Below are 14103 nucleotides of genomic sequence, written 5' to 3' on the forward strand. Positions count from 1 at the left end.
AACGAGCTGCGCTCGAAGGAGAGCCGATGATCACCAACGACGCACAACAACGGATCCTCGCGGCAGTCGACGCCCAATTCGACGAACAACTGGCGGCGACCGCCGAGCTGGTGAACTCGCCGTCCAGACGTGAACATGAGGAACCCGCACAGAATCTCATCGAGTCCCATTTGCACAGGCTCGGCCTCGACATCGACCGGTGGGCCATCGACTCCCCCGAGCTGACGTCGCATCCGGGCTACGGCCCCTCCACCGTCGACTACACGGGGATGACCAATGTCGTCGGCACGTACCAGCCCACTCGGGACGTCGGGAAGTCCCTGATCCTCAACGGCCACATCGATGTAGTACCGCAGGGACCAGAGGAGAAATGGTCTCGTTCTCCGTGGGACGCCGAGGTGGCCGATGGGTGGATGTATGGCCGCGGTGCCGGAGATATGAAGGCAGGTCTCGTCGCGAACCTGTTCGCCTTCGATGCCATCCGTGAAGCCGGCTTCAACCTCACTGGTCGCATCCACCTCCAGTCCGTCGTCGAGGAGGAATGCACCGGAAACGGATCCCTGGCCGCTCTGCTGCGCGGATACACCGCAGACGCGGTCATCATCTCCGAACCCGAGGAAGATGCCCTGGTCAGAGCCAATGTGGGGGTCCTCTGGTTCACGGTCCGGGTCACCGGCAACCCCACTCACCCACGAGAGATGGCCAATGGCTTCAACGCCATCGATGCCGCGTTCGATGTGATGCAGGCTCTGCGCGTGCTCGAACAGACCTGGAATGACTGCAAGGCCGATCATCCGTATTTCGAGGACCTCGACCACCCCATCAACTTCAACTTCGGGGAGATCCGCGGCGGCGACTGGCCCTCGAGCGTGCCTGCCTGGTGCGAACTCCAGGTCCGCGTGGCCACCTACCCCGGAACGAACGCCGATGATGCCTGGGCCGAGGTCGAAAAGTGCGTGTCCGATGCCGGAACGAGTTCACGCCCGACCTTTGAAACTGTTCTGACTCCCAACGGGTTCTACGCCGACGGCTACGTCCTCGGGCCCGGCAGCGATGCCGAAGAGCTGCTCGAACGCACTCACCGGAATGCCTTCGGCAGAGATCTCACCAGTTTCACCACTCCCGGCTATCTCGACGGTCGAGTCTTCATCAACTACGGCCAGATACCGACACTCGTCTACGGCCCCGTCACGGAGAACATCCACGGATTCGACGAGCGCGTGAGCATCGAATCAGTGCGCAGGTGCACGAAATCCATGGCGCTCTTCATCGCCGAATGGTGCGGCATCGACGAATAGCTGGCGCGGCATCGCCGAATAGCTGGCGCGGCATCGCCGAATAGCTGGCGCGGCATCGCCGAATAGTTCGGCACCCTGAATCAGGCAATCTCACAGGCAGACGTCACATACTCCCGTTGGCCTGGAAGTTCCCGTGCCAGGACAGAGCCTCGCCCAGCAGGTGCGGGGTATGACGTCCGTTCGGGTTCTCTGCGATTGCCCGATCCAGATAGTCGCCGAGGCGGTCGCGGTAGCTCGGGTGCGCACAGTTGGCGATGATCTTGCGTGCTCGCGCGACCGGGGACAGACCGCGCAGATCGGCCAGCCCCTGCTCGGTGACGAGGATCTGGGTGTCGTGTTCGGTGTGGTCGATATGGCTGGCGAAGGGCACGATGGAGGAGATCGCTCCGTCCTTGGCCATCGAGTTCGACACGAAGAAGTTGAGGTAGGCGTTGCGAGCGAAGTCGCCGGACCCGCCGATGCCGTTGATGATGGATGAGCCCATCACGTGGGTGGAATTCACGTTGCCGTAGATGTCGGCCTCGACCATCCCATTGATCGCAATGACGCCGAGGCGGCGGATAGCTTCCGGATGATTCGACATCTCCTGCGTGCGCAGGAGGATGCGTCCCTTGTAGGACTCGATGTTCTCGTTGAAGTCGGCGGCGCGCTCGGCCGAGAGCGAGAAGGCGGTGGCCGACACCGAAGCGAGCTTGCCGTTGTCGATGAGGTCGAGCATCCCGTCCTGGATGACCTCCGTATAGGCGGTCAGGCCCTCAAACTCGCTGTCAGCCAGGTTGCCCATGACGGCGTTGGCTACGTTGCCGACTCCGGACTGCAGCGGCAGCAGCTCGGGAGGCAGCCTGTCGGCTTGGATCTCATGGCGCAGGAAGTCGACGAGGTGGGAGGCAATGGCTTTCGAGTCCTCGTCGGCGGGTTTGAACGCCAGATTCCTGTCTGGTGCCGTGGTCTCGACGACGGCAACTACTTTGGAAGGATCGACCCGCAGGTAGGGGTCGCCGATGCGCTGCATGGGTTCCAGGAGCTGGATGGGCAGACGCTCGGGTGGCCGACGAGTGCCGTAGTAGACGTCGTGGAAGCCTTCGTAGGCACGTGGGTGCCAGGAGTTGACCTCGAGGATGACTTTGTCGGCGAGGTCCAGCCATGTCTTCGAGTTGCCGACCGAACTGCCGGGAACCAGCAGACCGTTGGGCAGGATGGCTGCGACTTCGACGACGGCGACATCGAGGTTGCCGTAGAAGCCGAACCAGGCCTGTTGGGCGGAATGACTGAGATGAGTATCAACGTACTCGGTGTCGCCGGAATTGATCGACTTCCGCATCGCCGGGTCGGACTGGAAGGGCAATCGTTTGCTCACAGCGTTCGCCTCGGCGAGGACTCCGTCGAGTTCCGGCGCAGTCGAGGCCCCGGTCCACAGTTCGATGCCGAAGTCACGACCCTGATCATGCTCGGTTCGGGCCTGCTCGGCGATGGCACCGGGCACAGCCTTCGGATATCCCGAACCGGTGAATCCGCTCATTGCAACACGGTCACCGTGACCGATATGAACAGCCGCTGCATCCGCGGTGACAACCTTAGAGCTCAGGTCAGGGCACGTAATTCTCGACATTCACATGAGTTTATCGGACGCCGATTCCGCCACGGGCTCCGCCTCACCCAAGACCTATGCCGCTCCTACCGCCCAGCTAGGAACTCCCCCGCCCCCAGCGCAATCTTCGTCTCAGCTTCCACTCCAACGGCGAGCATGTCCTCGTCGACGTCGAAGCGTTCGGTGTGGTGGCCCCACGAAGTATCCATACCGATTTGGACGTAGGTGGCCAGGCCGCCGCGTTCCTTGACACGTTTCATCATGGCCGTCGCGTCCTCGGATCCGCCGATACCGCTCGTATCGCTGATCGCCGAGACACCGTGCACTCCTAAGAAGCTGTCCCGGATGTTGGGCAGCAGCTCCGGGCTCGGCGATTCCTGATCCGCCTTCCCGACAACAGTCACCTCGTATTCGACGCCATACATCGTCGCAGCACCGGCGATGACGTCCTGCGCCCGATCAAACATGAACTCGTTGATCTCACTCGACTCGCCCCGAGTCTCTACGCGAAGTGTCGCAGTCCGCGGCACGACATTGCGGCCCTCACCAGCATGGAACGTTCCGACGTTGATCCGGCTGGCGCCCGCCGAGTGCCGGGGTATCGCGTGCAGATTCAGCGTTGCCGAGGCCGCCGCCAACAGCGCGTTCTTCCCCTTTTCCGGGTCACCGCCCGCATGTGAGCCGACCCCGGTGAATGTGACGTCGAACTTCGTGCTCGCCAGGTATCCGTCGGCTCCGGTCACGATCGCACCCTTCTCGCCGTTGGCCATCAAATGCGTCGCGACGAACAGGTCAACGTCGTCGAACCAGCCGGCGGCCACGATCGAATGAGCGCCACGCACACCCTCCTCGGCGGGTTGGAAGATGATCTTCACCGTCCCGCCCAGCTCATCCTGAAGCTTCGTCAGTGTCGTGGCCAACCCCAGTCCGATGGCGGCGTGGCCGTCGTGCCCGCATCCGTGCATGGCGCCCTCGTTGACCGAGGTGAATCCCTCGAGAAAGGGGCGGTGGCTGTCATCGGCGAGTTCGACCAGGTCGTTCGAGTCGATGTCGAAGCGGAAGCACACGACCGGCCCGGGGCGTCCGGTTTCGAGCACGCCCAGAACACCGGTGAAACCGTCGCCCATCGCCTCGACAAGCTCCGGATCGGCTCCCTGCGACACTGCACGTTCGCGTTCGGCACCGAGTACGTCTGCCCCGGGCACACCCAAGCGAGCATCGGCGTCGTGGAGTTCGGGTCCGTAGACCGTGTCCCAGCCCAGATCACGCAGGACTGTGATGATCGCCGAGGTGGTCCGGAATTCCGTCCATCCCGGCTCGGCGAACTGGTGGAAGTCCCGTCGCCAAGCGACGAGCTGGTCCTGGAGCTGGAGTGCCACACTCACGTGCACACCTCGATTCGATCGGCAGAAAGATACCTTCGCATCCTATTGCTTCATGACAGTGATAGTCACAGGTATGACGGTGATAGCCACAGGCTGGGCTGTCGTCGACTGACAACCTCGTCAACTGTGGCAGAATGGAAGCATGCGCACTTCCCACTCATCCGGAAAGTCACCCGGCCTCCGACTCCTCACGCCGCTGGCCCTGCTCGGCGCTGCCACTCTGATCTCTGCGGTGCTCCAGCCGCAGTGGTCAACGGTTCTCATCATGCTCGCCCTCTTCGGCCTCGGCGCCGGCCGGAGTCTGTTCCGCGCCGAGAGGTGGCGGCCGGCCGACGACGTGACAACCGTACGGCTCGGACTCATCATGGTCTTCACCGCCCTCATCATCCGCGATGATGGCTTCTCGTGGACGGCGATCGTCGTCGGTGGGCTGGCGCTCATCCTCGACGCCTGCGACGGCTACGTGGCACGGCGAACCGGGGCCACCTCGGCGGGGGCCGACTTCGACGAATCCGTCGATGCTCTCGTTGTGCTCGTCCTCTCCGTCGCACTCGTCCCCATCTGGGGATGGTGGGTTGTTCTGCCAGGCACCTTCTACTATCTCTTCCGCGGGGCAGCTCTGCTGCGGCCCGCCTGGAGACAGCAGCAGCTGCCGCCGTCGGTCCTGCGCAAAACGATCGCGGCAAGCCAAGGAATCCTCCTCCTCATCGCTGGGTCACCAGTGGCTCTGGCAAATCCGAGTCTCGGCATCATGAGCGCAGTGATCGCCCTCGCTGCGCTCATCTTCTCCTTCGGCCGCGACATCCTGTGGCTCGAGCGGCATGCCGGACCCCAGATTCCGGGCGGTTCCAACAGATATGCAGATGACTTCGCCCGGCTCCAGCCTGCTTCGCAGAAGGCAGAAGCTGTTTCGGGGAATGCAGAAGACTCAGAACGCCTGCCTGTACGTAGACTTGGACCATGACTGCCTTGCACAGAAGCACGGACTCAACCGTCCTGGTCGGCGGGCCTCCGAGCAAGCTGCCCACCGTCCACGGGCTCTTCACACTCCGCACCTACATTCACGATGGAACGGCCCACGCAGTGATGTCGATCGGCGACCCGGCTGCTGTGGATGCTCCCCTCGTGCGAGTCCACAGCGAATGTCTTACCGGCGATGCCCTCGGCTCGCATCGCTGTGACTGCGGTGACCAGCTCTCGGCTTCGCTCGCCGCCATTGCTCACGCCGGCACCGGTATTCTCATCTATCTGCGCGGGCATGAGGGCCGCGGGATCGGACTTGAGAACAAGCTGCGCGCCTACGCCCTCCAGGACGCCGGTCTCGACACCGTCGCCGCGAACCGTGCTCTCGACCTGCCCGATGATGCACGCGACTACACAGCGGCGGCAGCGATCCTCAACGATCTCGACTGCCCGCGAATCACTCTGCTGTCCTCGAACCCGAGCAAGGTCACCGCCCTTGAGGGCATGGGCATCACGGTGGCCGACCGCCTCAGCCTCCAGGTGCCGGACCGGCCGGAGAACGCAGGATACCTCGAGGCCAAACGCCGCCTTATGGACCATATCGCCCCTGCCGAGCACCCACACGTCGACACCACGGAGGCGAACACCGAGGGCACCGGGGACACCGCGAGCACAGTCGGCACAATCAGCACAGTCGGCGAAGAGGACACGCTGGCCGTCTACGACACGATCGCCGGTGGCGACGAGGTCGTCGCACAGCTGGCCCAGAGCGAGGACGGCTTCATCGCGACGTCCAATGGTGACGCACAGTTCGTCTCCGGGCAGATCGACCGCGCCCATCTCCATCGGATCCGGGCGTCTGTCGGTGCCGTCCTCGTCGGCTGCGGCACGGTCGTGGCCGACGATCCCCAACTGACGGTGCGCGCCGTCCCCGGGAAGAATCCCGTCCGCGTCATCCTCGACCCCCACGGTCGGATCCCCGCCACAGCGACCGTCCTCACCTCGCCCGAGGCTCCCACGCTGTGGCTCACCGGCGCCGAGGTTGTCCCCCCAAAGGACATCGGCGACCACGTCCATATGGTTCGGCTGCCAGCGACGGCGGACAGTGAGATCTCTCCCGCCACCATCATCTCGCTCATTCGCGAGCATGTCTCGGGATCGATCCTGGTCGAGGGCGGCGGACGGACGGTGTCATCGTTCCTCTCAGCCGGCGTGCTCGACCGACTGTTCCTCACCTCGGCGCCCGTACTCATCGGCAATGGGGTCCCAGGCATCCGCTTCGAGGGCACTGAGGTTATGGCTGAAGCGCTGCGTCGCCCGTTCCGCCGCTACCGGTTCGGTGAGGACATGTGCACCGAATACCTGCTCAGCAAGTCGGCGAGCGGCGGGTCGACGGAGAATGCTGATCGCTCTCCTGGTGACGCCTCCACAGCCTGAGCATGAGGGTGATCGCGCCCGGCAACGTTGAGATAGCGGCCAGGAGACCGTAGCCCGCCGATGTGGTGACCGCCCATTCGACCGAGCTCGCGAGACTGCCGGCAAGGATGCTCACGCTGACCTCGCGCACTCCCCAGCCGCCGACGCCAAGCGGGATGCTCATCGCTGCCAAGCCGACGACGGCGAGCGCCGGGATGACGGGACCTCCGAGGGCGAGCATCGCGATGAGGTAGAGGGCGAGGAAGGATCCGATGGTCACCGCCGCCATCAGCCACACGAGCCCGATGGTTGCTGCTCTCATCCCCCGCATGCCCACAATTGAGAGAACCCCGGTGACCACGGCGACCGCTGCGGCGATCCAGGCGAAGGCCGGGGCCACGGGGATGAGAGCGAGCGTGGCCGTGATGAAGAGCAGCGTGGTTGCGCTCAGCCGTTCGGCACCGACGACGGTCAGCGGAGACAGCCACCGGCGTGGCCCGGTATTGCGGTAGGCGGCGACACGAGCCAGGTCTCCGCTCAGTCCACCGGGCAGGAGGGTGTTGAGCAGACCGGCCGAGTAGCAGTCGGCAAGGGCTCGGCGCCGAGTCACCTGTGTTCCGGTCTGCTTCAGCAGCAGAGAGAACCGCATGGCTTGGGCGGTCGTGGCGAGCAGACCAAGGACCAGCGCCGCGAGGACCGTCATCGGCGTGACTACCTGTCCGCCTTCGAGCAGAGCCTGGACCCCGACGATGCGCACGGTGAGGACGAGCAAGCCGATGGTGATGAGCAGCATGAGCGCCCGTCGCACCCACAGCCTCCTCATCGCTTCGGTTCGCCTCTCCTCGTGCCGAGCTGAGCTGTCCTCGTGTCGTGTTGGACCGTGGCGTCGATGAGCACATCGGTGTGGTCGACGACGACGGTGAGCCCAGACTGGGCCCACCGGTCTTCCAGCCATGCCCGGCCCCTCGCCTGCAGACGGGGTTCCTCCTCGATGGCGGCATCGACGCGTTCGGTGAGGAATCGGGTGAGGAACTCCGAGTCCCGTGGTGCTTCGAGGTGCCAGGGGCTGGCGGATGTCTCCACTTGTGCACCTGTGTTGCGCGCCGTCGTCTCCAGCACCGTCGCTGCGTGGGTGCCCAGGCGTGATTCGCGGAGCTGGTGGTGGGCGAATGCCTCGTCGAGGACACCGTCATCTGGATGTGAGGGGGTCAGACGCCACTGCCCGGAGATGCTGAGCAGGAACAGCCCGACCCCGGAGAAGCGATGCAGCGTCTCGACGATGGTCGCCAAGTCCTCGCGTGTGAGCACGTCGAGCAGGGCACTGCCGGTGATGAGGAGATCACACGAATCTGGCGACGCGGCGGCTGCTGTTCGTCGCTCGCCCCTTGGCTTGGCTGTGCCCACCTCCGTCAGGCTGGCTGTGCCCACCTCCGTGGCCACCTCACCCAGCACTTCGGCAGCGATGGCCGGCAGGGAGGAGATCGGGGCCGCGACCGTGAGCACCGTTGTACCAAATCTGTCGGCCGCGATCTCGAGTGCGGACTCATCGGCATCGACGAGCACCCAGTGCAGAGGACGCTCCGGCAGTCGTTGAGCGAGGCAGCGGTCGAAGAAGCGCATGGAGTTGCCGGTTCCGGCGCCGAGGTCGATGACGACCAGCGGTCGTTCTGTGCCTACTTGTCGTTCTGTGCCGACTTGTCGTTCCGTGTCGAGGCTCAGCGCGCGGGCCGCCTTGTCCAGGAGCGGAAGTGCATACTGTCGTGCAGCATCATCGAAGGGCACCCGCAGATCCAGCCAGTCCGGTTCTGCGGCGTTCATGAGACGCTCTCCAAGACGGAGAGCATGGTGCGCGCCGTCTCGTCCCACCCGTGCACAGAGGATTCCCTAGCTTCGAGCGCCGTGGCTGCGAGTTCGGTTCGGTAGGTCGCGTGTCTCATCCACCGTTCCAGGGCATCTGCCCATGTGGGGATGTCCAGTTCCAGTGCGTGCCCGGCAACCAGGGCTTCCTGTGCCCCGGTGCCCGCGCTCACGAGCGAAGGAATAGCTGCGGCGGCGGCCTCGCGCACGACCATCCCGAAGGTCTCGGCCTTCGAAGGCAGGAGAAGCAGGTCCGCGTGCCGGTAGAGCTCATCGACGGCGGCACCGTCGAGTTCGCCCACACAATCCACCGAACTCAGTCCACCCAGTGCATCACACACGTCCGCGGCATAGTCGGTGTCGGTGATGGGCCCGGCGAGGGTGCAACGCCAATCGGTGATGCCGCGTCGTCTCAGTTCCTGGAAGACGTGTGCGAGGAACAGCTGGTTCTTGTTGTCCTCCATCGCTGCGAGGCAGATGAGGTGGGCTGGCGAACCGGGCTGCGTCACGGGACGTGGATGCGTTCCGGGCAGGGCCACCTCGGCGGTGATGCCGTACTTCCGGGCCATCTCGGCGGCGGCGAATGCACTCGTCGTCACCACAGCGGATGCGGACCGCAGACAGTCGGCTTCACGACGGGCAGCGGCAGGTGTCTGTGCCAGCGAATGCTGGAGCATCACGATCGGACCCTGCAGGGGTGTGGGGAGGCTGCATCCGATGAGCCCGTCGATGAGGACCGGGCGGTCGCGCCCAGCCGCAGCATCGCCGGCTTCCTGACATCGTGCAACCAGCTGGCGCAACCTGGCCACGTCCTCGTCCGAGGGCTCGGGCCAGGTCCCAGGCCCGGTGATGCGTTCGATCCGCCCCTCGGCCGCGGCGGCGAGTTCGGAGTTGAAGCGCAGTCCCCCGCTGGTGCGGCCGAGGTCCGGTTCGATGAGGGTGTAGGTCACGGCCGATTCGCAACGGTATAGGACACCGCAGCGCGCGGGTTCTCGCGCAGGTGGACCGTGATCCCGATCTCGGGACGGTCTGCGAGAGAAGTGGAGAGGTCGGTGCCGATGTATTCGGCGATCGCCTCGCTCGTCGACAGACGGCCCGCGAAATCGGGATGCTCATCGAGGTTCGTGTACCGCAGCGGTGTCAGGGCCTCGTCGAGCAGCGCCAGAGCCTCACCGATGTCAAGGACGACACGATGTTCGTCGAGTTCCTCCCGGGTGAACGTCACCTCGACGGCGAGGGTGGCACCGTGGAGAGCCTGCGCGGGCCCGAAGAATTCGTGCGGCAGACTGTGGGCGATCATGACGTGGTCGTTGACGCTGAGGCTGAACATTCAGGATCCTTCTTCGTAGTCGAGCACATGGCACAGGGTGGCTGTCGCGAGCGCAGTGTCGCTGCTGAGTTCGTCCATCAGCCATGGCAGGTCCTGCCACCCCGAAGTTCCGGTGATGAGGGCGTCGAAGCGGTCGTCGTGGAGTGCGCTCAGTGCGGCACCCAGTCTCTCGCTGCGGGTCCTCCGCGCGCGGTGTCCGGCCGGGACCTGGCCCACTTGGCTGGCGACGATCGAGAGGCGTCGGGCGTGGAAATCGGCACCGAGTGCCACCTGGGGCTCCGTGTCCCCGTACCACGAGGCTTCGACGACGGTCCCGTCATCGCCGGCGATCTCGAGGGCACGGGCCAGCCCGGCTTCGCTCCCGGAGGTATGGATGACGATATCGCAGTCATCACCGGCGTCCTCGGGAGCGAGCGCAGTCAGGCCCAGGCTGGTCAGGAGGGCACGTCGGTCAGGGTTGGTCTCGATGATTTCGAGGCGCTCGAGCGGAAGATGCGAGGCCAACAGAGCGGTGGCGGCACCGATCATGCCCCCACCGATGATCGCCACTCGGTCCCCGTAGTGCGGGGGTGACTGCCACAGGATGTTGAGCCCGGTTTCAGCGGCTCCGGCCAGCAGCGCCCGATGGTCGGAGATGCCCTCGGGTATCGGATGGACATCGTCCGGAACCACCAGGTGATGGCTGTGGTGGGGCAGCAGTCCGAAGACGCGCGTTCCGATCCATGCGGCCGGGCCTTCATCGACGATGCCGACGGCGAGATACCCGTAGGAGACGGGATGGGGGAAATCACCCAGTTGATGCGGGGCGGCCATGAGCTCCGCGACTCGTGGTGGCACTCGGCCGGTATGGACGAGGGTTTCAGTCCCCTTCGACACCGCCGAGGCGGTCGTGCGCACCCGCATCATCTGCTCCCCACCGGTACCCGCGTCGGTACCTGCATGAGGAGTCATCACCTCCCTCCAACATCCCTGTCGGTGGGCATCGGTCCAGTACTGCCAAGCCATACGAGCATCCTAACAGCACAGGTGAGCTCGGGTAGGAAGCTCGGGTAGGGGCGTTCGACAGCGCCCACAGATCACCGATTCACTCAAGCTTTCGTAGACTGGGACTCGTGGATCCTCGGCTGAAACTTCTGAGCACCGTCTCCTGGCGTTCGCGCCCCATCCCGGGCGAGCGCATGCGGACGCTGCTGCGCACCCTCGCCGAGGCAGGTCCCCGGGGCCTGTCCGCCGAGGCCCTCATCGACGCCATCTGGGCCGATGATCCGCCCGAACACCCGAGCAAGGCACTGCAGGTCCTCGTCTCCCGGACCCGAACCCAGACCACCGCCGAGGCCATCGAACGCACCACGACCGGCTACCGATTGGCACTGCAGACTGCGGACATCGACCTCTGGGCTCTCGACATCCTGACCACGGACGCCGAGGCTGCCCTGACCGTCGGGGACATCCCCCGAGCGCTGGAGCTGGCTCGCACTGCCATCGATCTCGGCGAGGATTCCCGTGCCGTTCGCGTCATCGCTGTGGCGACGGCGAAGCAGGGCCGGCACCGTGAAGCTCTGCCCGAACTCACCCGACTCCATGAGGCCAACCCCTTCGACGAGAAGCTCACCGCCGAATTCCTCCGTGCCCTCGCCGGTGCGAAGGGGACGCCTGCAGCTCTCCAGGCCTACGCCGACGTGCAGACTCGCCTGGCCGAGGACCTCGGTTCGAGTTCGGGACCCGCACTGCAGGCCGTCCACCAGGAACTCCTCGCCATGGACGAACCGGTCCGCTCCGGTGTGCGGTATGCGGCGACGAGCCTGCTCGGACGCGACGACGACCTCGAACAGGTCACCGGTCTCCTTTCCTCTGCCAGGCTCGTCACGATCGTCGGTCCCGGCGGCCTGGGCAAGACCCGCCTGGCTCAGGAGCTGGCGCGGATGAGCCCCCTGCCGCATGTGCGCGTCGTCGAACTCGCGACGATCCGACAGCCCGACGAGGTCATCGGGGCCGTGGCAGAGACGCTGCAGGTGCGGGAGACGATCTCGCGCATCGAGCGCCAGACGCCCCTGCCCGATCTGCGCTCCCGCATCATCGCCCAGCTCAGTGTCGGCCGCAATCTGCTTGTCCTCGACAACTGCGAGCACCTCGTTGACGCGGTCTCGGACCTCGTCAGCGACCTGCTCTCGGCCGTGTCCGATCTGCGCGTCCTCACTACGAGCCGCACTCCTCTGCGTCTGACCGCCGAACACACCTACTACCTCGACCAGCTCCCAAGTACCGAGGCCATCGAGCTCTTCACCCAGCGGGCGCGTGCCGTGCGCCCGAGCATCACGCTCAACCGGCCGGTCGTCGCCGAACTGGTCGACCATCTCGACGGCCTGCCGCTGGCGATCGAGCTCGCGGCCGCACGCACGCGCACGCATTCCCCGGAGACGATCCTCGAGAACGTGGCCCGCCGTTTCGAACTGCTGCGCGGCGGTGATCGGAGTGCACCTGCACGCCACTAGACGCTCTCGGCTGTCATCGACTGGTCGTGGCAGCTGCTCGGCGAGGATTCCCGCCGGGCCCTGGCCCACCTTGCGCTCCTGCCCGATGCGTTGAGTGCCGACTGTGCCGAGGCAGTGCTCGGCTCCCATGCGACACAACCAACATTCGCCAGCCCCCTCCAGGCCGTCGACGACCTCGTCGACCAATCACTCATCACGGTCATCGAGCGCGGCGGCGAAGTCCGCTTCCGCATGCTCGAGACGATCCGCGAATATGGTCTGCTCAAGCTTGAAGAGTCCGGCGAGCGGACGCAGGCAGAGGCAGCCGTCGACGATTGGGCGATCAGCCTCTGCACCGAGGCGGTCCCCGACATCATGGGGTCTGCTCAGCTGCGTGCGGTCAGAATTCTGCGCTCCGAGGAACACAACCTCGCGCATGTTCTGCGCCGTCTCCTCGATCGTGACGATGATGACACCGTCACCATGCTCGCGGCCCTGCTCCCATGTTGGATGGTCAGCGGCGAGCACATCCACATCGTCACGCACTTCGACCTCATCGAACGGTTCCTCTCGACCTGGACGATGCCCGATCACCTCGCGGAGATGACCCGTCGGGTCCTCGCCGTCGAGACGACAACGTGGGGAATGCTCCCTCGTTGGCATGAGCTTCCCGAGACCCGGCGTGTGCTCAAGCAGCTGGGCCCGGACTCGGATGATCCCTTCATCCGCGCCATGACCCGCCTGGGCATCGCCGTCATCGAATCCGAAGCGCCGGAACAGTCCCCGGAGGACTTTGCCCGCTTTCACAAACTCAGCGAGTCAGACGATCGCCTCACGCGGCTCCTGGCGGCACCGTTCCTCGCTGGAATCAACGAAAACGCCGGTGAGGTCGGCACCTCGATCACGCTGCTCGAACACGCTATGGCCGATATCCGCGTCGACGATCCGCCGTGGCTGTCAACGCGCTACCGGGAGTCCCTGTCCCAGCTGCATCTGCAGCTCGGGAACTTCGCCAAGGCGCTCGAACACGCCCGAATCGCGCTCCCGACGTTCAATGACCTCGGTGACACCGTCGAATGCCGGTCAGTGCTCGCGTTCGCCCACCTCAACCTCGGCGAGGTGGCTGCGGCCGAAGCCGAACTCGATGCCCTCTCGAGGTCGAATGACCATGACGAGGCCTACCGTCATCGGTACATGCTCCTGCTGGGTCGGGCCGAGCTCGCGCTCATGCGCGGCCGGGTCGATGAGGGACTCACGCTGCTCGATCGTGCGCTGGGTGCAGGGAGTGACCATGCGCCTCTGCCGGGTGTTCCCGTCAGCGATGGACTCGCCCCGTGGAATCTCGTCAGTGCCGCTGTGAGTACGGCTGTCCGTGCCCGCTGCTCCCCCACCGAGGTGGATGTGAAGAAGAGGGAGACGGTGTTTCAGGACGCGAGGCAGAAGTATCTGATCCTGCTGGACAAGACAGAACGCGCAACGGCCCAGCAGCGGGGTCACTATGACTTCCCGGTGCTGGGCACTGTCGCGTTCGCGCTTGCGGTCTGGGGACACCACCGCGAGGATGCCGATGCGGATCAGATTCCCAAGCTGATGGCTTTGGCGGACAAGCTCAGCTACAACCGAGGCTTCCCCTCGTTGAACTGGCGGGCCCTGGCCGATGACCTGACAGCCGAACAGGCAGGCCTACTTGAATCCGAGACCTACATGCTCGCGAACCTCGCCCCCGCCGAGGTGATCGTCGAGCTCCACGAATGCGCGCACACCCTGAACGAGCTGCACTCGCACACACTTTGAA

General features: G+C 65.0%; 12 protein-coding genes. 5 read left to right on the forward strand and 7 right to left on the reverse strand.

The window, feature by feature from the left end:
• Positions 1 to 26 precede the first annotated feature (26 nt).
• Positions 27 to 1298 (forward strand): ArgE/DapE family deacylase, encoded by a 1272-nt coding sequence (locus BLT92_RS01815; protein WP_092102465.1) that lies wholly within the window; start codon positions 27 to 29, stop codon positions 1296 to 1298.
• 103 nt (positions 1299 to 1401) lie between these two features.
• Here the strand turns inward: BLT92_RS01815 and BLT92_RS01820 are convergent, their stop codons facing one another.
• Both BLT92_RS01820 and BLT92_RS01825 read right to left on the reverse strand, forming a co-directional pair.
• Positions 1402 to 2907, reverse strand: coding sequence for a succinyl-CoA:acetate CoA-transferase ScpC (locus BLT92_RS01820; protein ID WP_092102468.1), 1506 nt, complete (start codon positions 2905 to 2907; stop codon positions 1402 to 1404).
• 65 nt (positions 2908 to 2972) lie between these two features.
• Positions 2973 to 4271, reverse strand: a complete 1299-nt coding sequence (locus tag BLT92_RS01825; RefSeq protein ID WP_092108671.1) for an amidohydrolase — start codon at positions 4269 to 4271, stop codon at positions 2973 to 2975.
• 142 nt (positions 4272 to 4413) lie between these two features.
• Here BLT92_RS01825 and BLT92_RS01830 point away from each other — a divergent pair, with 142 nt between their 5' ends.
• Together BLT92_RS01830 and ribA are read left to right on the forward strand one after the other, a co-directional pair.
• Positions 4414 to 5235 (forward strand): CDP-alcohol phosphatidyltransferase family protein, encoded by an 822-nt coding sequence (locus BLT92_RS01830; protein ID WP_092102471.1) that lies wholly within the window; start codon positions 4414 to 4416, stop codon positions 5233 to 5235.
• Complete coding sequence (ribA, locus tag BLT92_RS01835; RefSeq protein WP_092102474.1) at positions 5232 to 6671, forward strand: GTP cyclohydrolase II RibA; 1440 nt, start codon at positions 5232 to 5234, stop codon at positions 6669 to 6671. Before BLT92_RS01830 ends, ribA begins: the two co-directional genes overlap by 4 nt.
• On the opposite strand, the gene BLT92_RS01840 is transcribed toward ribA, so the two are convergent.
• Genes BLT92_RS01840 through BLT92_RS01855 form a run of 5 tightly spaced genes read right to left on the reverse strand, consistent with a single transcriptional unit; the run spans position 6601 to position 10788 of the window.
• On the reverse strand, positions 6601 to 7473 hold the full coding sequence (locus BLT92_RS01840; RefSeq protein WP_157691299.1) for a lysylphosphatidylglycerol synthase domain-containing protein: 873 nt from the start codon (positions 7471 to 7473) through the stop codon (positions 6601 to 6603). The two genes, ribA and BLT92_RS01840, sit on opposite strands and share 71 nt — an antisense overlap.
• The gene (locus BLT92_RS20320) at positions 7470 to 8468 is read right to left on the reverse strand and encodes a class I SAM-dependent methyltransferase (protein WP_157691300.1); all 999 of its coding nucleotides are present in this window, start codon (positions 8466 to 8468) and stop codon (positions 7470 to 7472) included. The genes BLT92_RS01840 and BLT92_RS20320 overlap by 4 nt, the downstream gene beginning before the upstream one ends.
• Entirely contained in the window at positions 8465 to 9457 is a 993-nt protein-coding gene (locus BLT92_RS01845; protein ID WP_092102480.1) for a glycosyltransferase family 4 protein, read from the reverse strand. The genes BLT92_RS20320 and BLT92_RS01845 overlap by 4 nt, the downstream gene beginning before the upstream one ends.
• Positions 9454 to 9837: a 6-pyruvoyl trahydropterin synthase family protein gene (locus BLT92_RS01850; RefSeq protein ID WP_092102483.1), complete on the reverse strand. Its 384-nt coding sequence runs from the start codon at positions 9835 to 9837 to the stop codon at positions 9454 to 9456. The genes BLT92_RS01845 and BLT92_RS01850 overlap by 4 nt, the downstream gene beginning before the upstream one ends.
• Entirely contained in the window at positions 9838 to 10788 is a 951-nt protein-coding gene (locus BLT92_RS01855) for a zinc-dependent alcohol dehydrogenase (protein ID WP_092102486.1), read from the reverse strand.
• Between the two features lie 161 nt (positions 10789 to 10949).
• On the opposite strand from BLT92_RS01855, the gene BLT92_RS01860 reads away from it, so the two are divergent.
• Both BLT92_RS01860 and BLT92_RS01865 read left to right on the forward strand, forming a co-directional pair.
• Positions 10950 to 12329, forward strand: a complete 1380-nt coding sequence (locus BLT92_RS01860; RefSeq protein WP_092102489.1) for an AfsR/SARP family transcriptional regulator — start codon at positions 10950 to 10952, stop codon at positions 12327 to 12329.
• A gap of 90 nt (positions 12330 to 12419) precedes the next feature.
• Entirely contained in the window at positions 12420 to 14102 is a 1683-nt protein-coding gene (locus BLT92_RS01865) for a tetratricopeptide repeat protein (RefSeq protein ID WP_157691301.1), read from the forward strand.
• Position 14103 lies beyond the last annotated feature (1 nt).

Source organism: Brevibacterium picturae (genome assembly GCF_900105045.1).
Lineage (GTDB): Bacteria > Actinomycetota > Actinomycetes > Actinomycetales > Brevibacteriaceae > Brevibacterium > Brevibacterium picturae.